The organism is Streptomyces sp. SAS_270, assembly GCF_052543295.1.
The window spans coordinates 71,368-95,684 of sequence record NZ_JBMNDS010000008.1; the positions used below are offsets into that span (position 1 = coordinate 71,368).

At 67.9% G+C, this 24,317-nt stretch carries 20 protein-coding genes; 18 read left to right on the forward strand and 2 right to left on the reverse strand.

The window, feature by feature from the left end; genetic code table 11:
• Positions 1–392: 392 nt before the first annotated feature.
• From ACN6LB_RS07910 to ACN6LB_RS07925, 4 genes are all read left to right on the forward strand, one after another.
• Positions 393–998, forward strand: a complete 606-nt coding sequence (locus ACN6LB_RS07910) for an ATP-dependent Clp protease proteolytic subunit (RefSeq protein ID WP_149513863.1) — start codon at positions 393–395, stop codon at positions 996–998.
• Between the two features lie 85 nt (positions 999–1,083).
• Positions 1,084–1,764: an ATP-dependent Clp protease proteolytic subunit gene (locus ACN6LB_RS07915; RefSeq protein WP_356149545.1), complete on the forward strand. Its 681-nt coding sequence runs from the start codon at positions 1,084–1,086 to the stop codon at positions 1,762–1,764.
• A 160-nt stretch (positions 1,765–1,924) separates the two neighbouring features.
• Positions 1,925–3,211, forward strand: coding sequence for an ATP-dependent Clp protease ATP-binding subunit ClpX (clpX, locus tag ACN6LB_RS07920; protein ID WP_356149551.1), 1,287 nt, complete (start codon positions 1,925–1,927; stop codon positions 3,209–3,211).
• Between the two features lie 178 nt (positions 3,212–3,389).
• Complete coding sequence (locus ACN6LB_RS07925; RefSeq protein WP_445025151.1) at positions 3,390–3,665, forward strand: hypothetical protein; 276 nt, start codon at positions 3,390–3,392, stop codon at positions 3,663–3,665.
• Between the two features lie 70 nt (positions 3,666–3,735).
• Here ACN6LB_RS07925 and ACN6LB_RS07930 read toward each other — a convergent pair whose 3' ends face one another.
• On the reverse strand, positions 3,736–4,683 hold the full coding sequence (locus tag ACN6LB_RS07930) for a hypothetical protein (protein WP_445025152.1): 948 nt from the start codon (positions 4,681–4,683) through the stop codon (positions 3,736–3,738).
• Positions 4,684–4,819: 136 nt separating this feature from the next.
• On the opposite strand from ACN6LB_RS07930, the gene ACN6LB_RS07935 reads away from it, so the two are divergent.
• The 13 genes from ACN6LB_RS07935 (at position 4,820) to ACN6LB_RS07995 (ending at position 22,280) form a co-directional block, all read left to right on the forward strand.
• Complete coding sequence (locus tag ACN6LB_RS07935) at positions 4,820–7,450, forward strand: valine--tRNA ligase (protein ID WP_445025153.1); 2,631 nt, start codon at positions 4,820–4,822, stop codon at positions 7,448–7,450.
• 175 nt (positions 7,451–7,625) lie between these two features.
• Positions 7,626–9,125 carry a bifunctional tetrahydrofolate synthase/dihydrofolate synthase gene (folC, locus tag ACN6LB_RS07940; RefSeq protein ID WP_445025154.1) on the forward strand — a complete coding sequence of 500 codons (1,500 nt, stop codon included), beginning with the start codon at positions 7,626–7,628 and terminating at the stop codon, positions 9,123–9,125.
• A gap of 5 nt (positions 9,126–9,130) precedes the next feature.
• Positions 9,131–9,520: a DUF4233 domain-containing protein gene (locus ACN6LB_RS07945; RefSeq protein WP_356139584.1), complete on the forward strand. Its 390-nt coding sequence runs from the start codon at positions 9,131–9,133 to the stop codon at positions 9,518–9,520.
• A gap of 107 nt (positions 9,521–9,627) precedes the next feature.
• Entirely contained in the window at positions 9,628–10,041 is a 414-nt protein-coding gene (gene ndk, locus ACN6LB_RS07950) for a nucleoside-diphosphate kinase (RefSeq protein WP_356139583.1), read from the forward strand.
• Positions 10,042–10,345: 304 nt separating this feature from the next.
• Complete coding sequence (locus ACN6LB_RS07955; RefSeq protein ID WP_355492528.1) at positions 10,346–11,365, forward strand: rod shape-determining protein; 1,020 nt, start codon at positions 10,346–10,348, stop codon at positions 11,363–11,365.
• A gap of 168 nt (positions 11,366–11,533) precedes the next feature.
• Entirely contained in the window at positions 11,534–12,478 is a 945-nt protein-coding gene (gene mreC / locus ACN6LB_RS07960; protein WP_356139582.1) for a rod shape-determining protein MreC, read from the forward strand.
• 12 nt (positions 12,479–12,490) lie between these two features.
• The gene (gene mreD / locus ACN6LB_RS07965) at positions 12,491–13,159 is read left to right on the forward strand and encodes a rod shape-determining protein MreD (protein ID WP_356139581.1); all 669 of its coding nucleotides are present in this window, start codon (positions 12,491–12,493) and stop codon (positions 13,157–13,159) included.
• 86 nt (positions 13,160–13,245) lie between these two features.
• Positions 13,246–15,498, forward strand: coding sequence for a penicillin-binding protein 2 (mrdA, locus tag ACN6LB_RS07970; RefSeq protein ID WP_356139580.1), 2,253 nt, complete (start codon positions 13,246–13,248; stop codon positions 15,496–15,498).
• Positions 15,495–16,691 (forward strand): rod shape-determining protein RodA, encoded by a 1,197-nt coding sequence (rodA, locus tag ACN6LB_RS07975; protein ID WP_356139579.1) that lies wholly within the window; start codon positions 15,495–15,497, stop codon positions 16,689–16,691. The genes mrdA and rodA overlap by 4 nt, the downstream gene beginning before the upstream one ends.
• A 105-nt stretch (positions 16,692–16,796) precedes the next feature.
• Positions 16,797–18,296 (forward strand): CYTH and CHAD domain-containing protein, encoded by a 1,500-nt coding sequence (locus ACN6LB_RS07980; protein ID WP_445025155.1) that lies wholly within the window; start codon positions 16,797–16,799, stop codon positions 18,294–18,296.
• Between the two features lie 157 nt (positions 18,297–18,453).
• Positions 18,454–20,415 (forward strand): TIGR03960 family B12-binding radical SAM protein, encoded by a 1,962-nt coding sequence (locus ACN6LB_RS07985; RefSeq protein WP_445025156.1) that lies wholly within the window; start codon positions 18,454–18,456, stop codon positions 20,413–20,415.
• 477 nt (positions 20,416–20,892) lie between these two features.
• Positions 20,893–21,309 (forward strand): hypothetical protein, encoded by a 417-nt coding sequence (locus tag ACN6LB_RS07990; RefSeq protein WP_445025207.1) that lies wholly within the window; start codon positions 20,893–20,895, stop codon positions 21,307–21,309.
• Positions 21,310–21,617: 308 nt separating this feature from the next.
• Positions 21,618–22,280 (forward strand): hypothetical protein, encoded by a 663-nt coding sequence (locus tag ACN6LB_RS07995; protein WP_445025157.1) that lies wholly within the window; start codon positions 21,618–21,620, stop codon positions 22,278–22,280.
• Between the two features lie 59 nt (positions 22,281–22,339).
• On the opposite strand, the gene ACN6LB_RS08000 is transcribed toward ACN6LB_RS07995, so the two are convergent.
• Complete coding sequence (locus ACN6LB_RS08000) at positions 22,340–22,780, reverse strand: hypothetical protein (protein ID WP_445025158.1); 441 nt, start codon at positions 22,778–22,780, stop codon at positions 22,340–22,342.
• A gap of 406 nt (positions 22,781–23,186) precedes the next feature.
• Here ACN6LB_RS08000 and ACN6LB_RS08005 point away from each other — a divergent pair, with 406 nt between their 5' ends.
• Positions 23,187–23,720 carry a hypothetical protein gene (locus tag ACN6LB_RS08005; protein ID WP_445025159.1) on the forward strand — a complete coding sequence of 178 codons (534 nt, stop codon included), beginning with the start codon at positions 23,187–23,189 and terminating at the stop codon, positions 23,718–23,720.
• Positions 23,721–24,317 lie beyond the last annotated feature (597 nt).

Sequence of the window (24,317 nt, forward strand, 5' to 3'; positions counted from 1 at the left end):
CCCCCCCCCCCCCCCGGGCCCGTCGGGTCTTTCAGGGGCGCGGGGAACTGCGCGCTCAGCCCCCAGAAGCCTGCAGACGCGTCTGCCACGGCCCGTGCACCGGCGGGTGCGGCATTTCGTGGGTTGCCCGCGCCGTTCCCCGCGCCCCTGACGGGGCGCCCCCCACCCCTGCTCAAGCCAGCGCAGCGAACCGGCGCATGCGCTCACAGCGAACAGTTCCCTCTGCGGGATTCCCCGGAGGGACCCGCGCGTTAGGGTCCATGAAGACGAGGGCAGGGGAGTCCCCGAAGCCGCCCCGGGCGGCAATGTACCGGGGTCCCACGCCCCCAGCAGAAGACGTGAGACGGCCCGGCGCCGTCGTAAGACGAGCAGGTGGATACGTGACGAATCTGATGCCCACAGCCGCCGGCGACCCCATCGGTGGGGGCCTCGGTGACCAGGTCTACAACCGGCTGCTCGGCGAGCGGATCATCTTCCTCGGCCAGGCGGTCGACGACGACATCGCCAACAAGATCACGGCGCAGCTGCTCCTCCTTGCCTCCGACCCGGACAAGGACATCTACCTCTACATCAACAGCCCCGGCGGCTCGATCACGGCCGGCATGGCGATCTACGACACCATGCAGTACATCAAGAACGACGTGGTGACGATCGCCATGGGCATGGCGGCCTCGATGGGCCAGTTCCTGCTCAGCGCCGGCACGCCCGGCAAGCGCTTCGCGCTGCCGAACGCCGAGATCCTGATCCACCAGCCCTCGGCCGGCCTCGCCGGTTCCGCGTCGGACATCAAGATCCACGCCGAGCGGCTGCTGCACACCAAGAAGCGCATGGCGGAGCTGACGGCCTTCCACACCGGCCAGACGGTGGAGCAGGTCACCCGCGACTCGGACCGTGACCGCTGGTTCGACCCGATCGAGGCCAAGGAGTACGGCCTCATCGACGACATCATGCCCACCGCTGCAGGCATGCCGGGCGGCGGCGGCACCGGAGCGGCGTAAGCCGCTCCCGCGGGGGCGGCGGTGGATGCCCCTCCCGCGCCCCCAGCCGACCGCCTCAGCCCCTTTCAGGCTTCCAGGAGACACAGTGAACGACTTCCCCGGCAGCGGCCTCCACGCCCGCACGCAGGCCGAGTACACCGGCCCTCGCGCGGAGTCCCGCTACGTCATCCCGCGCTTCGTCGAGCGCACCTCGCAGGGCGTGCGTGAGTACGACCCGTACGCGAAGCTCTTCGAGGAGCGCGTGATCTTCCTCGGCGTGCAGATCGACGACGCCTCCGCCAACGACGTCATGGCGCAGCTGCTGTGCCTGGAGTCGATGGACCCCGACCGTGACATCTCGGTCTACATCAACAGCCCCGGTGGCTCCTTCACGGCTCTGACTGCGATTTACGACACGATGCAGTTCGTGAAGCCCGATATCCAGACAGTCTGCATGGGTCAGGCCGCCTCGGCCGCCGCGATCCTGCTGGCCGCCGGTACGCCGGGCAAGCGCATGGCGCTGCCGAACGCCCGTGTGCTGATCCACCAGCCCTACAGCGAGACGGGTCGCGGTCAGGTCTCCGACCTGGAGATCGCGGCGAACGAGATCCTCCGGATGCGCGGTCAGCTCGAAGAGATGCTGGCCAAGCACTCCACGACGCCGATCGAGAAGATCCGCGAGGACATCGAGCGCGACAAGATCCTCACGGCCGAGGACGCGCTCGCGTACGGCCTGATCGACCAGATCATCTCCACCCGGAAGATGAACAACTCCGCGGTCGTCTGACGTATCGCTGTATCGTCTGCCGCTCCTTGGCGCGGTTCACGACAAAGTGAACCCCGCCAAGGGGGGCCCGAACGAGGGGCCAGGCAAGGTACCGTCGTTCATAAGGCAGCACCAGGAGCCGCTGGACCTAGGCGTCTCCCAGGCGAAGGGGAAGCACACCGTGGCACGCATCGGTGACGGCGGCGATCTGCTCAAGTGCTCGTTCTGTGGCAAGAGCCAGAAGCAGGTCAAGAAGCTCATCGCAGGGCCTGGTGTGTACATCTGCGACGAGTGCATCGATCTCTGCAACGAGATCATCGAGGAAGAACTCGCGGAGACGAGCGAGGTGCGCTGGGAGGAACTTCCCAAGCCCCGTGAGATCTACGAGTTCCTCGAGGGGTACGTCGTCGGCCAGGAGACAGCCAAGAAGGCTCTCTCAGTCGCGGTGTACAACCACTACAAGCGCGTTCAAGCCGGTGAGAACGGCGGCGGTCAAAGCCGCGAGGACGCCATCGAGTTGGCGAAGTCCAACATCCTGCTCCTCGGCCCCACGGGTTCGGGCAAGACACTCCTGGCCCAGACCCTGGCCCGCATGCTCAACGTCCCGTTCGCCATCGCCGACGCGACGGCGCTGACGGAGGCGGGCTATGTGGGCGAGGACGTCGAGAACATCCTCCTGAAGCTCATCCAGGCCGCTGACTACGACGTCAAGAAGGCCGAGACGGGGATCATCTACATCGACGAGATCGACAAGGTGGCTCGTAAGAGCGAGAACCCGTCGATCACCCGCGATGTGTCGGGCGAGGGTGTGCAGCAGGCACTCCTCAAGATCCTTGAGGGCACGACCGCCTCCGTGCCGCCGCAGGGCGGGCGCAAGCACCCGCACCAGGAGTTCATCCAGATCGACACGACGAACGTCCTGTTCATCGTGGGCGGCGCCTTCGCGGGCCTGGAGAAGATCATCGAGTCCCGGGCGGGCGCGAAGGGCATCGGCTTCGGCGCGACCATCCGCTCCAAGCGCGAGCTGGCGGAGAAGGACCGGTTCGAGGACATCATGCCCGAGGACCTGGTCAAGTTCGGGATGATCCCGGAGTTCATCGGCCGCCTGCCCGTGATCACCTCGGTCCACAACCTGGACCGCGAGGCCCTTCTCCAGATCCTCGTCGAGCCGCGCAACGCGCTGGTGAAGCAGTACCAGCGCCTCTTCGAACTCGACGGTGTGGAGCTGGACTTCGAGCGCGAGGCCCTCGAAGCCATCGCCGACCAGGCCATCCTCCGCCAGACCGGCGCCCGCGGCCTGCGCGCCATCATGGAGGAAGTCCTCATGTCCGTGATGTACGAGGTCCCGTCCCGCAAGGACGTGGCCCGCGTCGTCATCACGGCAGACGTTGTCCACTCGAACGTGAACCCGACCCTGATCCCGCGGGATGCGCGGGGGCGGGGGCCGGGGGAGCAGAAGACGGCGTAAGCAGCTCCTGACGACGAGGGGGCGCCCAGCGGAAGTCCGCTGGGCGCCCCCTCGTCGTTCAGCGCCAATAACAGGCCACGTTCGCATCGCTGACTGGCGTACTGCCCATTTCGCGTGATCCTCTTGATCACCGCAAGGCGGACCACCTTGCGGCACGTGAAACGGGAGGGAAGAGAACATGCGCATGAGGCGCGCGCTCACAGCGCTGTCCGTGGTTGCTGCGGCGGCCGTCACACCGGTGGTGGCGGCCACATCAGCACAAGCCAATCAGAGCACCTGCGTGAACTACCTGGGCAACCATGGGTATTTGGTCGGGCCCAAGGTGAAGGCGGCATGCAGCCACGGTGCGATTACTGTCCCGCTCGGCAAGACGTGGAACCCCTACTGCCTCACCCAGCTGCTGCAGATAGACGTCAAGTCGGACGACGCACGGGCGGCGTGCATACGGGCCTGACATGATCGCTTGCAGGACCGAAGGGCGCCCGGCGAGTCCCGCCGGGCCCCCTTCCCTGGTGAGCTGTGTGTCAGAGCTTGACGCGCACTGCCTCACGGAACTTGGCGGTGATGTCGGCCGCCTCGGCGGGGTCGGACTTCTTCTCCGCCGCCACGTCACCGATGTTCATGGGCAGGACCATCGCCAGCGTGCTGTGGTCACCCCAGATGCAGTAGGTCACGTTCATGACCTTCGGCCCCTGAGAGGAGCTGTTCGTGGGCTCCATCTTGGTTTCCTGGCACTTGAGTACGGCGCCGTCCGCCTTGTCGTACGACTTCGGATCGCCTTGCAGCGTGACCTTCATGTCCGAGTCGTCCTCGCCCGACGACTTCTTCATGTAGGCCAGCATGGCGTCGACGGTCTTCTCGGGATCCGCGATCTCACCGTATACGCCGCCGTACTGAATGATCTTCTGCGTCAGCGGGTTGGAGGAGTCACCCGCCTGGTACTGCGCGCTGATGTCCTTGGGGTTCTTCACGCCCCACTTCGCGGCGTCCTTCGTGTCCTTCTCCGTCATGGAGTCGCCGCTGCCCTCACCCTTCTTGTACTCGGTGAGTACCGTCGCCGGAGCGGTGAGCTTGTGCGGGCCGTCGTCCGCGACCGAGCCGGAGCCGCTTTTGCCGCCCCCGCCGATGACGAAGTACGCGCCGACGGCGATCGCGGCCACGACCGCCACCGCGCCGATGATCAGGCCCGTCTTCTTCTTGCCGCCCTCGGGGGGCGGGGGCGGGGTGCCGTAGGGCTGCTGGCCGTAGGGGCCGGGCTGCTGCGGCTGGCCGTAGGGGGGAGTCTGCGGGGGGACGCCCTGGGGGGCCTGCTGGGGATAGCCGTAGCCGGGCTGGGGAGCCTGCTGCGGGTAGCCGTAGCCAGGCTGGCCGGGCTGGGGGGCCTGCGGCTGCTGGCCGTAGGGACCCGGCTGTCCGTACGGTCCGGGCTGCTGGGGCTGCCCGCCGTACGGGCCCGGCTGGTTGTAGCTCATTACTGGGTTCCCCTCCAGATACTTATGTGGTGCGGACATCCTGGCGCAAGGGCGGGGCGCGCGATGCATCGGGGGGCGCACCGTTACGGAAGAATCCCGTTTCGGGACGGGGTCGTGACACCTCTAAACTGGCCCGGTGACCGACAACGCTCAGCAGCAGCCGCCAGCATCCACTCCCGAACTGCCGACCCAGTACGCGCCGGCCGAGGTGGAAGGGAAGCTGTACGAGCGCTGGGTAGAACGGGGTTACTTCGCCGCCGACGCGAAGAGCGAGAAGCCTCCGTACACCATCGTCATCCCGCCGCCGAACGTCACAGGCTCCCTGCACCTCGGCCACGCCTTCCAGCACACCCTCATGGACGCCCTGACGCGCCGTAAGCGCATGCAGGGGTACGAGGCGTTGTGGCTGCCGGGTATGGACCACGCCGGGATCGCCACGCAGAACAAGGTCGAGCAGCAGCTTGCCGAGGAGGGCAAGTCGCGGCACGACCTCGGGCGCGAGGAGTTCGTCGAGCGCGTCTGGCAGTGGAAGGAGGAGTACGGCGGCAAGATCCTCGGACAGATGCGCCGGCTCGGCGACGGAGTCGACTGGGACCGCGAGCGGTTCACCATGGACGAGGGGCTGTCCAAGGCCGTCCAGACCATCTTCAAGAAGCTGTACGACGACGAGCTGATCTACCGCGCCGAGCGCATCATCAACTGGTGCCCCCGCTGTCTGACGGCCATCTCGGACATCGAGGTCGAGTACCAGGACGACGACGGCGAGCTGGTCTCGATCAAGTACGGCGAGGGCGACGAGACGCTCGTCGTCGCGACCACCCGCGCCGAGACCATGCTCGGCGACACCGCCGTCGCCGTTCACCCCGACGACGAGCGCTACAAGCACCTCGTCGGCAAGCGCATCAAGCTGCCGCTGACCGACCGCACCATCCCCGTCGTCGCGGACACCCACGTCGACCCCGAGTTCGGCACCGGTGCCGTCAAGGTCACCCCCGCCCACGACCCGAACGACTTCGCCATCGGCCAGCGCCACGGCCTGGAGTCGATCACGGTCATGGACGAGCGGGCCGTCATCACGGTGCACGGCCCCTTCCAGGGCCTGGACCGCTTCGAGGCGCGCTCCGCCATCGTCGCCGCGCTGCGCTCGCAGGGCCGGATCGTCGCCGAGAAGCGCCCCTACGTCCACTCCGTCGGCCACTGCTCGCGCTGCAAGACCACCGTCGAGCCGCGGCTGTCCCTGCAGTGGTGGGTCAAGGTCGGTCCGCTGGCGAAGGAGGCCGGCGACGCCGTCCGTGACGGCCGGGTCAAGATCCACCCCGCCGACATGTCGAAGCGCTACTTCGACTGGGTCGACAACATGCACGACTGGTGCATCTCGCGCCAGCTGTGGTGGGGCCACCGCATCCCGGTCTGGTACGGGCCGGAGGGCCAGATCGTCTGTGTCGGCCCCGACGAGCAGCCGCCGGGCACCGAGGCCGAGGGCTGGAAGCAGGACACCGACGTCCTCGACACCTGGTTCTCGTCCGGGCTGTGGCCGTTCTCCACGCTGGGCTGGCCGGAGCAGACCCCCGACCTCGCGAAGTTCTACTCGACCGACGTCCTGCTCACCGGCCACGACATCATCTTCTTCTGGGTCGCCCGGATGATGATGTTCGGCCTGTACGCGATGGACGGCGAGGTCCCCTTCAAGACGATCGCTCTCACCGGTCTCGTCCGTGACGAGCGCGGCAAGAAGATGTCGAAGTCCTTCGGCAACGTCGTCGACCCGCTCGACTGGATGGACGCCTACGGCTCCGACGCCGTCCGCTTCACCCTGGCCCGTGGCGCCAACCCCGGTACCGACGTGCCGATCGGCGAGGACTGGGTCCAGGCGTCCCGGAACTTCGCCAACAAGATCTGGAACGCCACGCGGTTCGCGCTGATGAACGGCGCGACGGTCGAGGGCCCGCTGCCGCAGCCGTCGCAGATGTCGGCGACCGACCGCTGGATCCTGTCCCGGCTCAACAAGACCGTCGCCGAAGTCGACGCGCTCTACGACGACTTCCAGTTCGCCAAGCTGTCCGACGCCCTCTACCACTATGCGTGGGACGAGGTCTTCGACTGGTACGTCGAGCTGTCCAAGACGACGTTCATGGCGGGCGGCGAGCAGGCGAAGGTGTCCGGCCGTGTCCTGGGCGAGGTCCTCGACGTGACGCTGCGTCTGCTCCACCCGGTCGTCCCGTTCGTCACGGAGACGCTCTGGACCACCCTCACGGGTGGGGAGTCCGTCGTCATCGCGGACTGGCCGAAGGACAGTGGCTTCCGTGACGACGCCGCCGAGCGCGAGATCGAGGCGCTCCAGCAGGTCATCACGGAGGTCCGCCGCTTCCGTGCCGACCAGGGCCTCCAGCCCGGCCAGCGCGTCCCGGCCCGGCTGACCCTCGACGGGACCGCGCTGGCCCCGCACGAGGCGGCCATCCGGCAGCTGCTGCGCCTTCAGCCGGAGGGCGAGGGCTTCGCGGCCACCGCCACCCTGCCGGTGGCGGGGGCGCAGGTCGCCCTCGACCTGTCCGGGACGATCGACGTCGCCGCGGAGCGCAAGCGGCTTGCGAAGGACCTCGCGGCTGCCGAGAAGGAGAAGGCCCAGGCGAACGCCAAGCTCGGCAACGAGGCGTTCCTGGCGAAGGCGCCGGACCAGGTCGTGGACAAGATCCGTGGGCGGCTCGCCAAGGCGGACGAGGACATCGCGCGGATCCAGCGCCAGCTGGAGCAGTTGCCTCCCGCGTAGGCGGCTGCGGGGCGGACGGGGTGGCTTCTTCACCCCCTCCGCCCCTTCCCGTCCCGTACCCGATCGCGCTGCCGCGCTCGTCCTCAAACGCCGGACGGGCTGAATACCCCCAGGCGCCGGAGGGGAAGAAGCGCCCGCAGCCGCACGTGTCAGTGCGGCTCCGTAGACTGTCCCCGTGAGTGAGCTCCCCCCGGACGACAGTGATTCCTTCGACGAGATCGTCGCCAACGAGACCGAGCGTGACCCCGATCTCGCGGTGATCGAGGCAGGCAGCCGTACCCTGCGCACGCAGGGCGGTGCGCCGCAGGGTGATGTGCCCGCGCGGCCCGCCGACCCGGAGGTCGACAAGGCCCTGCGGGCGGTGGAGGCCGAGCTGGCCGGGCGCTGGGGCGAGACGAAGCTGGAGCCCTCCGTCAGCCGGATCTCCGCGCTGATGGACGTGCTGGGCGAGCCGCAGCGCGCGTACCCCTCGATCCACATCACGGGGACGAACGGCAAGACGTCGACGGCCCGCATGATCGAGGCCCTGCTGCGCGCATTCGAACTGCGCACCGGGCGGTACACGAGCCCGCACGTCCAGTCGATCACCGAGCGCATCAGCCTGGACGGGGAGCCGATCCCGGCCGAGCGGTTCATCGAGACGTACGAGGACATCAAGCCGTACGTCGAGATGGTCGACACCCAGCAGGAGTACCGGCTCTCCTTCTTCGAGGTGCTCACGGGCATGGCGTACGCGGCCTTCGCGGACGCGCCCGTCGACGTGGCCGTCGTCGAGGTGGGGATGGGCGGCAGCTGGGACGCCACCAACGTCATCGAAGCCGATGTCGCCGTCGTGACGCCGATCGACCTCGACCACACCGACCGGCTCGGCGAGACGCACGGTGAGATCGCCACGGAGAAGTCCGGCATCATCAAGCAGGACGCGACCGTGATCCTGGCCCAGCAGCCGGTCGACGCGGCCCAGGTACTGCTGAAGAAGGCCGTCGAGGTCGACGCCACCGTGGCCCGGGAAGGGCTGGAGTTCGGGGTCGTGGCCCGGAACGTCGCCGTCGGCGGGCAGTTGATGACCCTGCGCGGCCTCGGCGGGGAGTACGAAGAGGTGTATCTCCCGCTGCACGGCGCCTACCAGGCGCACAACGCGGCCGTGGCGCTCGCCGCCGTGGAGGCGTTCTTCGGGGTCGGTGCCGCGCGCGCCGACCGGCTCGACATCGAGACCGTCCGCAAGGCGTTCGCCGAGGTCTCCTCGCCGGGCCGTCTGGAGGTCGTCCGACGCTCGCCGACCGTCGTGCTGGACGCCGCGCACAACCCGGCGGGCGCCCGCGCCACCGCCGAGGCCGTCGGTGAGGCCTTCGACTTCAGCCGGCTCATCGGCGTGGTCGGGGCGAGCGGCGACAAGAACGTACGGGGCCTGCTCGAAGCGTTCGAGCCGATCTTCGCCGAGGTCGTGATCACACAGAACTCCAGCCACCGCGCGATGGACGTGGACGAGCTGGCGGGGATCGCCGTCGAGATCTTCGGCGACGACCGGGTCCAGGTCGAACCGCGTCTCGACGACGCCCTGGAGGCCGCGATCACCCTCGCCGAGGAAGAGGGCGAGTTCGCCGGCGGCGGGGTCCTTGTGACCGGCTCGGTCATCACCGTCGGCGAGGCCCGGCTGCTCCTGGGAAGGGGCTGACCGTCGTGCGTACGCTCTGTGCTTCGACCCTGATCGGCGAGTTCTTCGTCATCGGCTTCGCCGGACTGGTCGCCATGAAGGACCCCGACCTGTCCATGACCGCGGTCTGGACGGTCAGCGGCATCGCGATGGCGCTGAGCATCCTGCTGTGCGGTGTGATCACCCGCCCCGGCGGCGTCCAGCTCGGCTGGGCGCTGCAGATCGCGCTGATCGCCTCCGGGTTCCTCCTGCCCAGCATGTTCTTCATGGGCGCGATCTTCGCCGCCCTGTGGTGGGCGTCGGTGCACTACGGCCGCAAGATCGACGAGGCCAAGGCCAGGTTCGCGGCGATGGCGGAGACCCAGGCCGACACGCAGCCGCAGGCCGGGAGCGAAGGCACCGCGAGCCCGGCGTGAGGGCGCGCTCGGGGCCGTGACCCGGAGTCCTGACTCCGCGCAGGGCCCCTCAGGCGCGCCCTGTAGCCTCTGAGCTCCGCACATCTGTGATTTGAAGGAGCCACCTCGTGACCCAGCGCACCCTCGTCCTGCTCAAGCCCGACGCCGTCCGTCGCGGCCTGACCGGCGAGATCATCGGCCGGATCGAGCGCAAGGCCGGCTGGCAGATCACCGCGCTGGAGCTGCGCACCCTGGACCAGGAGACGCTGGAGCAGCACTACGGCGAGCACAAGGGCAAGCCCTTCTACGAGCCGCTGGTGGAGTTCATGGCGTCCGGTCCGATCGTGGCTCTTGTCGTGGAGGGCGATCGGGTCATCGAGGGTGTGCGCGCGCTCGCCGGTCCGACCGACCCGATCGCCGCCGCGCCCGGCTCCATCCGCGGCGACTACGGCGTGATCGTCCGCGAGAACCTGATCCACGCCTCGGACTCCGAGGAGTCCGCCGAGCGCGAGCTGAAGATCTTCTTCCCCGGCCGCGCCTGAGTCCGCGTCGGATGAACTCCTGAGGGATCGTCACGTCACTCGCGTGTCTGACCAGGGGACGGCCGAGGAAAATCGGCCGTCCCCTGGCATATGCGTGCCGATCGGGGGAACGCCTACCCCCGAACGCCCGTCTCCAGAAGCGAGACGGCGCATCATCTGCTGACAATGGCGAAGACCCTCGCGCAGTGTTCGTGAAGGCGCGTCTACGATGGAAGCCTTCACGTCACCGCACCCACTTCGCCGTCCCAATACGCCATCAAAAGCACCACTTGGGAAGGCCAGACGAATCCTGATGGGGAACTCAATGTCGTTCATCGGCCGTGACATGGCTGTCGACCTCGGGACCGCCAACACGCTGGTGTACGTCAGGGGTCGCGGGATCGTACTCAACGAGCCTTCCGTCGTCGCGATCAACACCAACACCGGTGGCATCCTCGCGGTCGGCTCGGAGGCGAAGAAGATGATCGGGCGGACGCCGGGCAACATCGTTGCCGTGCGTCCGCTGAAGGACGGCGTCATCGCCGACTTCGAGATCACCGAGCGCATGCTCCGCTACTTCATCCTGAAGATCCACAAGCGGCGCTACCTCGCCCGTCCGCGTGTCGTCGTCTGTGTGCCCTCGGGCATCACAGGTGTCGAGCGCCGCGCCGTCATCGAGGCCTCGTCCCAGGCCGGCGCGCGGCAGGTGCACATCATCGAGGAGCCCATGGCCGCGGCCATCGGCTCCGGCCTGCCGGTCCACGAGGCCACGGGCAACATGGTGGTGGACATCGGCGGCGGCACCACTGAGGTCGCGGTCATCTCGCTCGGCGGTATTGTCACCGCTCAGTCGATCCGCGTCGCGGGCGACGAGCTGGACAACGCGATCATCCAGCACATCAAGAAGGAGTACTCCCTCCTTCTCGGTGAGCGGACGGCCGAACAGATCAAGATCACGATCGGTTCGGCGTACGACCTCGACAATGACGAACACACCGAAATCCGCGGCCGGGACCTGGTGTCCGGCCTGCCCAAGACCGTCGTGATCTCCGCGGCCGAAGTCCGCAAGGCCATTGAGGAACCGGTCAACGCGATCGTCGACGCCGTCAAGACCACCCTCGACAAGTGCCCGCCGGAGCTGTCCGGCGACGTCATGGACCGCGGAATCGTTCTGACCGGCGGCGGAGCCCTGCTGCGCGGCCTCGACGAGCGGCTGCGCCGCGAGACCGGCATGCCGATCCACATCGCCGAGGACCCGCTGGACAGCGTGGCGCTCGGCTCCGGCAAGTGCGTCGAGGAGTTCGAGGCGCTCCAGCAGGTACTGGACGCCCAGCCGCGCAGATGACGTAACGCTTCGATTCCGCCGTACGAGATGATCCCTTCTCGTGCGGCGGATCGTTGATCCCGAGGCATAAGCTCCCCCAAAGGGCCCCAGCGGCGATCAAGGCCAACCAAAGGGCTTCGCTTCGCCCGGGGCACACGAATTCCGACGAGGAAGGCACGGCCGCCGCACGTGAGGGACACACGAGAGAGCCGGCTGCTCCTGGTGCTGCTGATCGCCATCGCGTTCGCACTGATCACGGTGGACATCAGAGGTGGCGAGGACTCACCGGTCGACGGTGCCCGACAGGCCGCCGCGACCGTCTTCGGCCCGATCGAGAACGGGGTGTCCGGCGCGGTCGACCCCGTCGGCAACGCGATCGCGGCCGTCCGCGACTCCGGCGGCCGGCACGACCGGATCGCCGAACTGGAGCGTGACAACGCGGCGTTGAAGGCGAAGCTCGGCAGCGACGACCGCAACCGCAGCCGCCTGAAGCAGCTCAACAAGATGATCAAAGTCGCGGGCGAGGGCCAGTACGGCATCAAGGGCGCCGAGGTCATCGCCATAGGAGCGGCCCAGGGCTTCTCCTGGACCGTCACCATCGACGTCGGCGCGAACGACGGCGTCAAGCGCGACATGACCGTCCTGAACGGCGACGGCCTGGTCGGCCGCGTCACCACCGTCGGCCCGAGCACCGCCACCGTGCTCCTCGCCAACGACCCCGACTTCACCGTCGGCACGCGCATGGAGTCCACCGACGAACTCGGCTTCGCCTCCGGCCAGGGCGACCGCCCGCTGCGCGTCGAACTGCTCAACGGCAAGGCCAAGATCGAGAAGGGCGACCGGCTGGTCACCTTCGGCTCGCAGGCCGACAAACCGTTCGTGCCCGGCGTCCCCGTCGGCGTGGTCTCCCGCGTCGACCCCTCCGGCGGCGGCCTGACCCGCACGGTCTACGTGAAGCCGTACGTCTCCTTCACCAAGCTCGACATCGTCGGCGTCGTCGTCGCGGCGCCCAAGCGGGACCCGCGCGACGAGGTGCTGCCACCCAAGCCCAGACCGACCCCCACGCCGACCGTGACCGTGACGGTCACCCCCTCGGCGAACGCACCCATCGACGGCCAGCAGCAAGAGCAGTAGGAGCCGAATCCCATGCGTTTCAACCGGATGCTCCTGTCCGCCACCCTGGTGGTCGTCGCCCTGGTCATCCAGGTGAGCGTCTTCGCCCGGCTGCACCTGCCGGGCGCCGTCCCCGACCTGCTGCTGCTGACCGTGCTCGCCCTCGCCATGGTCTACGGCCACGTCGGCGGCGCACTGATCGGCTTCGCCGCGGGCCTGCTCGCCGACCTCGCACCGCCCGCCGACCACGCCGCGGGCCGCTACGCCCTGGTGCTCTGCGTCATCGGCTACCTCGCCGGGCTGATCAAACCCGAGAACGGCCAGATCAAGTCCGCCACCGGACCCATGGCCGTGGTCGTCGGCGCCGCCATCGGATCGACCCTGCTGTACGCGGGAGTCGGCGCCCTCGTCGGCGACACCGCCGCCCGCCATGTCGGCCTCGGCAGCCTGCTGTTCACCGCCGCGCTGTACGACCTGCTGCTCGCGCCCTTCGTGGTCCCGGGGATCATGGCGCTCGCCCGGCGGGCCGAGAACGACCCCCTCGCCGAGACCAGTTCGTCCGCGAAGACGGACGTCTCCGCGGGCTGGCTCTCGTCCGGCACAGGCCTGCGCATCGGCAACCAGAGAAGCGGCCTGCGCGTGAAGGCGGCGAAGGCCCGAATGGCCCGCGCCGGACGCATCAAGGGGGTCAAGCGGCTGTGAGGACACGTCAGCCGGGCCCCTGCGCACACAGGTTGGCCGTGTACTCGTATGCCTCGTACACACACTGAGAGGGGGAGGCAGCAGCAGTGACGAATATCCCGGAGACCGGACGGACCCCACGGGTTCAGATCAGGCTCGTCGTCATCCAGATTCTTGTCCTTTCCCTCCTCGGCACCCTCGGCGGCCGCCTCTGGTACCTCCAGATCCGCAACGGCGACGAGTACGCCAAGGAAGCATCCGGCAACCACGTCCAGCAGGTCGTGCAGCCCGCCGTCCGCGGCTCGATCCTCGACGCCCGCGGCGTGCCCATCGCCGACAACGAGACCCGCCTCGTCGTCTCCGCCTCGCGCACCGACCTGCTGAAGATGGCCGACGACGGCAAGGCGGTCCTCACCAAGCTCGCCGGCGTCCTCGCCATGAAGCCCGCCGACGTCATCCAGAAGGTCCGGCTGTGCGACGCCAAGACGCCGCAGCCCTGCTGGAACGGCTCGCCCTACCAGCCCATCCCGATCACCGACGAGGCCACCGCCAAGCAGGCCCTGCAGATCCGCGAGCGCTCCGAGGACTTCCCCGGCATCACCGCCGAACCCGAAGCCGTACGCCGCTACGCCGCCCCCGGCAAGGCCAACACCGCGCAGGTGCTCGGCTATCTCTCGCCCGTCACGGACGAGGAGATCACCAAGGCCAAGGACACCGACTCGCCCTACCTGCGCTCCGACCAGGTCGGCCGCAGCGGACTGGAACGCCAGTACGACAAGGAGCTGCGCGGCAAGGCCGGCGTCACCCGCTACGAGGTCGACAACCTCGGCCGCGTCATCGGCAAGGCCAAGTCCGACGCCGCCGAGCCCGGCTCCAACCTCGTCACCAGCATCGACTCCCGCGTCCAGCGCATTACCGAGTACGAGCTGAACCAGGCGATGAAGAAGGCCCGCGAACAGTTCGACAAGATCACCGGCGAGAACTACAAGGCCGACTCCGGCGCGGCCGTGGTCATGGAGGCCAAGACCGGCCGGATCGTCGCCATGGCGTCCGCGCCGACATACGACCCGAACGCCTGGGTCGGCGGCATCTCCGCCAAGGACTACCGGCAGCTCACCGGCAAGGACTCCGACTACCCGCTGCTCAACAGGGCCATACAGGGTCAGTCCGCGCCCGGTTCGACGTTCAAGGTGGTCTCCACGGCCGCCGCGGTCGAGGCCGGCTACGAGTGGGACGGCGGCTACCCCTGCACCAGCTCGTATTCGGTAGGCGGCCAGGTCTTCAAGAACTTCGAGGGCGAGAGCTTCGGCCCCATCTCCCTGGGCCGCGCCCTGGAGGTCTCCTGCGACACCGTCTTCTACGGCCTCGCCGACCGCGAGTGGAAGAAGGACGGCGGCATCAACCCGAAGAAGGGTGAGCCCAAGGACTACTTCTACAAGACCGCCCACCAGTTCGGCCTCGGCAAGGAGACCGGCGTCGACCTCCCCAACGAGGTCACCGGCCGCGTCCCCGACCGCCAGTGGAAGCAGAGCTACTGGAAGGCCAACAAGGACGGCTGGTGCAGGACCGGCAAGAAGAACGGCACCTACGTAGAGAAGATCGCGTACGAGAACTGCCTCGAAGGCAACAAGATGCGCGAGGGCGACTCGATCAACTACTCCATCGGCCAGGGCGACACCCTCGTCACCCCGATCCAGGAGGCCATGATCTACGGGGCGATCGCCAACGGCGGCACGGTCCACACGCCGACCATCGGCAAGGCGATCGTCAGCGCCGACGGCAGGACCGTCCAGGAGATCAAGCCCAAGGCCAAGGGCAAGCTGCCGATCAGTCAGGCCACCGTCAAGGGCATGGACAAGGCCCTCGCCGGCGTCATCACCAGCGGTACCGCGGCCTGGAAGTTCGGCGGCTGGCCGCAGGACAAGATCGAGCTGCACGCCAAGACCGGTACCGCCGAGGTCTACGGCAAGCAGACGACGTCCTGGTTCGCCACGTACAGCAAGGACTACACGATCGTCATGACGATCGCCCAGGCCGGTACGGGTTCCGGCGCCTCCGGTGAGGCCGTGCGCAACATCTACAGCGCCCTGTACGGCGTCCAGGCCGACGGCTCGGTCGACAGCAAGAAGGGCCTGCTGCCCACCCCGCAGAAGAGCCTGCCGAAGATCCAGACCGACGGCTCGATCGACTCCCCGAAGGTCTCCAAGGACCCGGCCAAGGACCTCGTGGCCGGCCAGAAGAGCGAGGACGCCGCGGGCGACCAGCAGACGCCGGCGACCACCCCGTCACCGACCACCCCCAACCGCGACACCCGAAGGCGTACTGCCCGTCCGAAGAAGCGGCGGAGGCTCACCCCATGACCGGCGCGAACAACTTCTCCGTCTCCGGCTACGGACCCGAACGCGCCGGCTGGACCCGGCTCTTCGCCCGCGACTCGGTGACCCGCCGACTCGACTGGCCGATGCTGCTCGCGGCCGTCGCGCTCTCCCTGATGGGCTCGGCGCTCGTCTACTCCGCGACCCGCAACCGCACCGAGATCAACCAGGGCGACCCGTACTTCTTCCTGATCCGGCACCTCATGAACGCCGGCATCGGCCTCGGCCTGATGGTCGGCACGATCTGGCTCGGCCACCGCACCCTGCGCACGGCCGTACCGATCCTCTACGGCGCCTCCGTCTTCCTGATGCTGCTGGTGCTCACCCCGCTGGGCGCGACGATCAACGGCCAGCGCAACTGGCTCGCCCTCGGCGGACTGTCGCTCCAGCCCGCCGAGTTCGCCAAGATCACGATCATCCTCGGCATGGCGATGCTGCTCGCCGCCCGGGTGGACGCAGGCGACAGGCAGTACCCCGACCACCGCACCGTGCTCCAGGCACTCGGCCTCGCGGCCGTCCCGATGCTGGTCGTGCTGCTCATGCCCGACCTCGGCACCATCATGGTCGCCGTCGTCGTCGTGCTCGGCGTGCTGCTCGCCTCCGGCGCCTCCAACCGCTGGGTCTTCGGCCTGCTCGGCGCGGGCGCGCTCGGCGCCGTCTCGATCTGGCAGCTGCACCTCCTCGACGACTACCAGATCAACCGCTTCGCCGCCTTCGCCAACCCCGACCTCGACCCGGCCGGCGTCGGCTACAACACCAACCAGGCCCGCATCGCGATCGGCTCCGGCGGTCTCTTCGGCACCGGCCTCGGCCACGGCTCGCAGACCACCGGCCAGTTCGTCCCCGAACAGCAGACGGACTTCGTCTTCACGGTCGCGGGCGAGGAACTCGGCTTCGTCGGCGCCGGACTGATCCTTCTCCTGCTCGGCATCATCCTGTGGCGCGCCTGCCGCATCGCCCGCGAGACCACCGAGCTGTACGGCACGATCGTCGCCGCCGGCATCATCGCCTGGTTCGCCTTCCAGGCCTTCGAGAACATCGGCATGACGCTGGGCATCATGCCGGTCGCCGGTCTGCCACTGCCCTTCGTCTCCTACGGCGGATCCTCGATGTTCGCCGTATGGGTGGCCGTCGGACTGCTCCAGTCGATCAGGGTGCAGCGGCCGATGTCGGCGTAACCGGTGGTGGACGGCGCGGCCGCGCGGCGCGGCGCGGCCGGACGATGTCGCGGCGCGGGCTGCGGGGCCCTGCCCACAGGGCCCCGCAACCACTAGATTCATGTCATGGCGGAGACGAAGCGCGAAATCGAGCGCAAGTACGAATCCGACGAGAGCGGGCTGCCCGACCTGACCGGTGTCGCCGGCGTCGAGACCGTCCTGGACAAGGGCGTCATGGAACTCGACGCCACCTACTACGACACCGCGGACGAACGCCTCGCCGCGTCCTCGATCACCCTGCGCCGCCGCACCGGTGGCTCGGACGCGGGCTGGCACCTGAAGTTCCCCGTCGCCCAGGGCGTGCGCGACGAGATCCAGGCCCCGCTCTCCGACACCCTCCCCGACGAGTTCGCGGGGCTGCTGCGCTCCCGGGTCCGGAACGCCGAGCTGCTGCCCGTGGTCCGGCTGAGCTCGGCGCGGGACGTGCGTGAACTCCTCGACACGGAGGGCCGCCTCCTCGCCGAGATCAGCGAGGACGCCGTACAGGCGGAGCGGCTCTTGGGAGGGGACGGCAGCGCCCAGTGGACCGAGATCGAGGTGGAGCTCGCCGACGGCGGCGACCCGGCCTTCCTCGACAAGGTGGAGAAGCGGCTGCGCAAGGCGGGTGTACGGCCCTCGAAGTCGGCGTCGAAGCTCGCGCGGGCCCTGGCCGAGACCGCCCCGAAGAGGCCCGACCCCGGGCCCCTGGAGGACCCCGTGACCGCCGCCGACCACGTGCTCGCGTACGTCCGCGCCCAGCGGGACGCGATCGTCGAGACGGACCCCGCAGTACGCCAGGACGCCGAGGACTCCGTGCACAGCATGCGGGTCGCCACCCGCCGGATGCGCAGCACCTTCAAGTCGTACGGCAAGGTCCTCGACCGGGCCGTCACCGACCCGATCGGCGACGAACTGAAGTGGCTGGCCGGTGAGCTGGGCGTGGACCGGGACCGCGAGGTGCTGAACGAACGCCTGCGCACGGCACTCGACGAGGTGCCGCACACGCTGGTCTCCGGACCGATCGCCGAGCGGCTGAGCCGCTGGGCGGGCGACAAACCGGGCGGGGCGAGCGCCAGGCTGATCGGCGTTCTGGACTCCCACCGCTATCTGGCCCTGCTCGACGCCGTGGACGCGCTGCTCGCCGACCCTCCCCTGTCGAAGGCGGCCGGGAAGCAGCCCGGCAAGGTGCTCACCAAGGCCGTACGGAAGGACTTCGGGAAGGTCACCGCGCTCATCGAGCAGGCGCTGGACCTGGAACCCGGCACCGACCGGGACATCGCCATCCACGAGGCCCGCAAGAAGACCAAGCGCACCCGCTACGCGGCGGAGGCGGCCCATCCTGCCCTGGGCAAGCCGGCCAAGGAGCTGGTCAAGTCCATGAAGGCCCTGCAGAACCTGCTCGGGGAGCACCAGGACAGCGTCATGGCCCGGCAGACCCTGCGCGAGCTGTCCGCGGTCGCGCACGCGGCGGGGGAGAGCGCCTTCACCTACGGGGTGCTGTACGGGCGCGAGGAGCGGCGGGCGGAGCTTGTGGAGGCGGCGCTGCCGAAGGAGTGGGAGACGATCGAGCAGGCGATGGGGGTCTGACCGTACGGACGATTGGCGGTCCGGCCGTACGGACGATGGTGGTCCGGCCGTACGGGAAGGGCGGTCTGTTCGTACGAGGGGCCACCGTGACCGCGTTAGGCTAGATGGTCACCCCTGTCCGTTCAGATCGCTTCCGATCGCTCACGAAAGTCGCGAGATGCCTGCCAAAGCCGCTGTATCGGTGTTCCCGCAGCTCGAAGCTCTGCTCCCGCATGTGCAGAAGCCGATCCAGTACGTCGGCGGCGAGCTCAACTCCACGGTCAAGCCCTGGGAGTCCTGCGACGTCCGCTGGGCGCTCATGTACCCCGACGCGTACGAGGTCGGACTGCCCAACCAGGGCGTCATGATCCTCTACGAAGTCCTGAACGAGCGCGAGGGCGTGCTCGCCGAGCGCACCTACAGCGTCTGGCCGGACCTGGAGGAGCTGATGCGCGAGCACCGGGTCCCGCAGTTCACGGTGGACTCGCACCGCCCGGTCAAGGCGTTCGACGTGTTCGGCCTGTCCTTCTCCACGGAGCTGGGCTACACGAACATGCTGACGGCCCTCGACCTGGCCGGAATCCCGCTGGAGTCCAAGGACCGCACGCTCGACGACCCGATCGTGCTGGCCGGCGGCCACGCCGCCTTCAACCCCGAGCCGGTCGCCGACTTCATCGACGCGGCGATCATCGGTGACGGCGAGCAGGCCGTGCTCGACATGACCGAGATCATCCGCGCCTGGAAGGCGGAGGGCCGCCCCGGTGGCCGCGAGGAGGTCCTCTTCCGCCTCGCGAAGACGGGCTCGATCTACATCCCGGCGTTCTACGACGTCGAGTACCTCGCCGACGGCCGTATCGCCCGCGTGGTCCCCAACAGGTCGGGTGTCCCGTGGCGCGTGTCCAAGCACACCGTCATGGACCTGGACGAGTGGCCCTACCCCAAGCAGCCGCTGGTCCCCCTGGCCGAGACGGTCCATGAGCGCATGTCGGTGGAGATCTTCCGCGGCTGCACGCGCGGCTGCCGGTTCTGCCAGGCGGGCATGATCACCCGCCCGGTGCGCGAGCGCTCGATCACGGGCATCGGCGACATGGTGGAGAAGGGCCTGAAGGCGACGGGCTTCGAGGAGGTGGGCCTGCTGTCCCTCTCCTCCGCGGACCACTCGGAGATCGGCGAGATCGCCAAGGGTCTGGCGGACCGCTACACGGAGGACAAGATCGGCCTCTCCCTCCCCTCCACCCGCGTGGACGCCTTCAACGTGGACCTGGCCAACGAGCTGACCCGCAACGGCCGCCGCTCGGGCCTGACCTTCGCCCCCGAGGGCGGCTCCGAGCGCATGCGCAAGGTCATCAACAAGATGGTCTCGGAAGAGGACCTGATCCGTACGGTCTCCACGGCGTACGGCAACGGCTGGCGCCAGGTGAAGCTGTACTTCATGTGCGGCCTGCCCACCGAGACCGACGAGGACGTCCTCCAGATCGCCGACATGGCGATGAACGTCATCGCCGAGGGCCGCAAGGTCTCCGGCCAGAACGACATCCGCTGCACGGTCTCGATCGGCGGCTTCGTCCCCAAGCCCCACACGCCGTTCCAGTGGGCGCCGCAGCTGTCGGCGGAGGAGACGGACGCCCGTCTCACCAAGCTCCGCGACAAGATCCGCGGCGACAAGAAGTACGGCCGCTCCATCGGCTTCCGCTACCACGACGGCAAGCCCGGCATCGTCGAGGGCCTCCTCTCCCGCGGTGACCGCCGCATCGGCGCCGTCATCCGCGCCGTCTACGAGGACGGCGGCCGCTTCGACGGCTGGCGCGAGCACTTCTCGTACGACAGGTGGATGGCCTGCGCCGAGAAGACGCTGCCCGCGATGGGCGTCGACGTCGACTGGTACACGACGCGCGAACGCACGTACGAGGAGGTCCTGCCCTGGGACCACCTGGACTCCGGCCTCGACAAGGACTGGCTCTGGGAGGACTGGCAGGACTCCCTCGACGAGACCGAGGTCGAGGACTGCCGCTGGACGCCGTGCTTCGATTGTGGGGTGTGTCCGGCAATGGATACTTGGCCACAAGTAAGTGACAGCGGGAAGAAGCTCCTGCCGCTGACGGTCAAGAAGGACGCTGCGACCAGCGGGCACACGCACTGACGTGAGTGAGGCGTTGGGGCGCCTTGCAGAGGCCCTGGGAGACGGCAGCGAGGAAGAGGCGGCTGCCGTCCTCAGGGCGCTCGGCGCTCAGGCCAGACGCCAGGGGATCGTGCAGAAGACGCCGAGAACGCCGCTGCCGCCTCCTGGAGGCTCGACGACTGTCGATTCCGAGGTGGAGTGGGTCTGAGGGTCTGACGGCCCGGGAGAGAGCCGTACTCGGTGGCTGTCGCCTGAGTGGCTGCTCTCCGTTCGCGGGCTGCTCGCTGGCTTCCTACCGTGGCGATATCCGCTACGGAGGAGGCAGGCATGCCAGCGAGTGAGCCACCTGCGGGCGGGCCTCCATCGAGCGGTCCTCAGTGGGGGCGCCCAGGTGATGACCGTCCTCCTCCAGGGCAGTGGGCACCTCCGGCTGGGCCTCCGCAGAAGAAGCGACGGGGCCGTGGCTGTGTCTGGGGATGCGCAGGCGCCTTGGCCGCGGTGGTCGTCATCATCGTGGTCGTGATGGTGGTCGCGTCGGACAATGGCGATGAGAGCACCACGCCTGCGCCCAGCAAGACCACGGCTGAGAACACGCCGCAAGAGACGAAGCAGGAACCCCAGGGCAACGGCGAACGAGCAGACCTCGTCAGCTTCCAACTGGACGACCGCTCAGCAGCCGGTATCACCAATATCTGGATCACCTGGACGATCAAGAACAACAGCAGCGAGAAGTCCAACTACTCATGGGACTGGGAGGCAGTCGACGCCAGCGGCACCCGACTGGTGAACGGTTCGCAGCTGGACACCAACGTGCAGCCTGGCCAGACCGCCCAGGGTGAGTACCCCACGACGCTCAAGACGGTGAAGGGCGTCAAGCTCAACATCACCAGCTTTGATCGCACTGCCAGCTACTGACAGTTTGCGGCGGCCGTTATCTAGGGGGCGAAGCCTCTTTGCCCAGCTCAGGCCACTGATCGCGGGGGCAGGCAAGTTAGGCAAGTACGGCTTGGCATGCTCAAGGAAGGTGTTTCGGTCGAAACACTTCCTGCACGCGCGTTCGGAGCGGGTCAGCGTGTACACGAAGTGGTTCGGTCGAACCGTTTCCTGCACTCCCGTTCGGGACGACGTGCCGCATCACGGGAGTGCGGAGGTCGGAAAGAGCAGTGCCACCAGCCGCAAACGGGCGCTTTGCCGTGCCGACTCGGTCACCACAGACTGTCGCCATGACGACGCCCCCGATACCTCAGTACGTCTCGATCGCCAGGCCCGGTGAGGACGGACTCTCAGGCTTCACCCGGTACGCTGCACCGCCGGAATGGTGCTGCACGGCCGGCGGACTTGATTTACCCGCGGACATCAGCGGCCGCGAGGCGACCGCCTTCCACGAGGCCGGACACGCCGCCCTCGCCCTCATCCAGGGTGTCCACGTTCCTGCGGTCCGAGTGAGCACCGATCCCATCGCGTCTGGCTGCGGACATCCGCAGGGCTTCGCTGGCGCCAATGAGGGGCTCGGCCAACAGCTTTGGCATGCGCCTCTGGAACAGGCATTGATCGTGCTGGCGGGCGGCGTGCGGGCGGAGATCGCGTGGCTTCGTGAGGCGGGAGTGGAGATGACCGATACGCGGTCCTTCGCCGTAGAACTCGGCGGTCTTGACGATCAAGTCCAGGCCCGGAATCTGCTGGCCTTCTACGGGCAGGAGATCGAGTACGGCACCGGTCACCCTCTTCGTGACTACTGGTGCCATCAAGACTCTGCTGACCGGCTGTTGACCACGAGTTGGGGCAAGGTCTGCGCCCTGGCCTCGACTCTGCTCACGTACAACCGTCTCACTGGGGATCAGGCCGCGGAGTTGATCAGCCTGTCCAATCCACCACTGCCCGGATGACGGTCGTGGAGGCCAGGCGCCGCGTCCCACTTCATCTCGCGCACCAGGCCATCGGTCGGTCAGTCTTCGCCCATCCAGTGGTACACCTCACCAGAGAGGTGACTGATCGTGTCCACGAGCTCCTGCAGGTCTTCCGCGCTGATGGCCTTTTCCAGCACGTCACCGTTCCTCCGGACCCGCCACGTATTCCTCTTGGGCACGGCCCCACCGATCGTGTAGATCCAGTGGCCGTGCACGTACTGGTGGCGGCGCTCGAACGCAGCCGTGCACTTGTCGAGAATGGCGCCAAGGGCCGAACACCGCTCTGGAGTCTCCTGCCGCACTGCTTCGGCCTTGCACGTGGCGATGTTCTGGGACGGCGCCTTCGAGAGGATCGGGCCCTCCCGGTCCTCACCCGTGAGTTCCGCCGCCAGCTCCCCGACTGCGCACTCCAGGTAACCGGCCTGGACCACCATCAGCCCCAGCAGCCGAAAGAGCATGTCGTCGTCGCTCTCCAGCAACCGCACCAGCCTGTTGTCTTCGCTCTCATGAGTCACGAGCCGATGCTGGCACGGCTCTTGGGACGTACGCCGTTGAATTTCGGCGGTCGAGGTGGGCGCGGGCCCGACGGCTGGCTGACCGCCTCTTGCGGCTGGTAACACTGTTCTTACTGATGCCCCGAGTGCGCCATGGGCCAGCAGCAACAGGAGGCGCCGAGTGGGCGCTGCGGTATGTCGCCGGCCGCCTGGCCGTCGCGTGGCGGCCCCGGAATCCCAGCTCGGACACCAGGCGCAAGGTAGGCGTGTCCCCGCTGGTCAGAAGCTCGGTCGTCTACGAGGTAAGAACGCTGGTGCCCGGTTCGGCCGCGTGGCTGCCTTTGAGTTGTGTCTGCCGCGTGGGCTGCTGCTTCACCCTTACCGTCTATTTATGGCCGCTGGCACTGTCCTTATCGTCATCGGCGGATGCTTTCAGCTCGCCGGCCTAGGAGCCGCGGGCATCGGTGTCCGCAGAACCAGGCTGAAACATGGACGAGAACGGCTCGGGGCATGGAACCAGACGAAGGAATGGCTCGGTCCCCTAAGTCGGATCTTCAAGCCTCTGCCGCCTGTTGCAGAAACCGCCACGATGGTCATTGAGGCGGATGTAGCCGGGACGGCCTTCAATGCGACCGTGGTGGCGGCGCCTGCGCCCGACGCCACCGCCCCCCAGCGTGAGCAGTTCCTTGTGGAACGGGTGATCTGGCTCCAGAAGGAGGTGGGCCACCTCAGGGAGAGCGTGGCCGGGGAGGGCCGAGAGCGCCGCGATGCAGTCAGCCACCTCGGCGGGGCAGTGAATGAGAAGGCCGACCAGCTCCGCAAGGACATCGACTCGGCCATGGCGGATGGCCTGGTCCAGGAGGCGGTGGGCCTTTGGTTCGCTGCGTTCGGGACCGTACTGGTAACCATCGGATCCGTTGTCTAGCTAGGCAGCCGTCTGGGGCGCGGTCCAGTTTCACGAGCAGTCACGTGCCTGATGTGCCTTCTCTGAACTACTGCCATAGAGGTTGACTGACGTCCGGCCGCGGGACTGGTGAGGTCGCATGTTCAGGTGTCGCGTATTCGCAGCCGAGAGGCGACGAATTTCGCACTGAGTAACGCGTCATAGACGCTCTCCGTCTTTGGCGCGGCTCCTGGGGCGTAGACGATCATGCTGCTAGCCTCCTCAGCGAGCACGCGCAGGCGCTGATGGCCCCGTCGTCACACAAGCTTGGAGACATGCAAAGCGGAGGTAGGACACCGGCCGAGGGAGTGATTGATGGAGTGGTGGCAGGCAGCCCTGTGGGGCGCGACTGGCTCTCTGCTAGTGGAACTTGCCGACCTTCTCCGCGTTCTCCAGGACAAGCGGAACCTGCCGTGGAACGTTCAGAATGGGCCTGGACTCGGGATCTATCTGTTGGCGGCTTTCCTCCGGATCGCGCTCGGACTCGGCGTAGCTACAGTGCTCAGCTCGGGACATCAGATCTCGGGTGGCTTTGGAGCAGCCGCCGCGGGCGTCGCGGCGCCAAAGACCATCGAATGG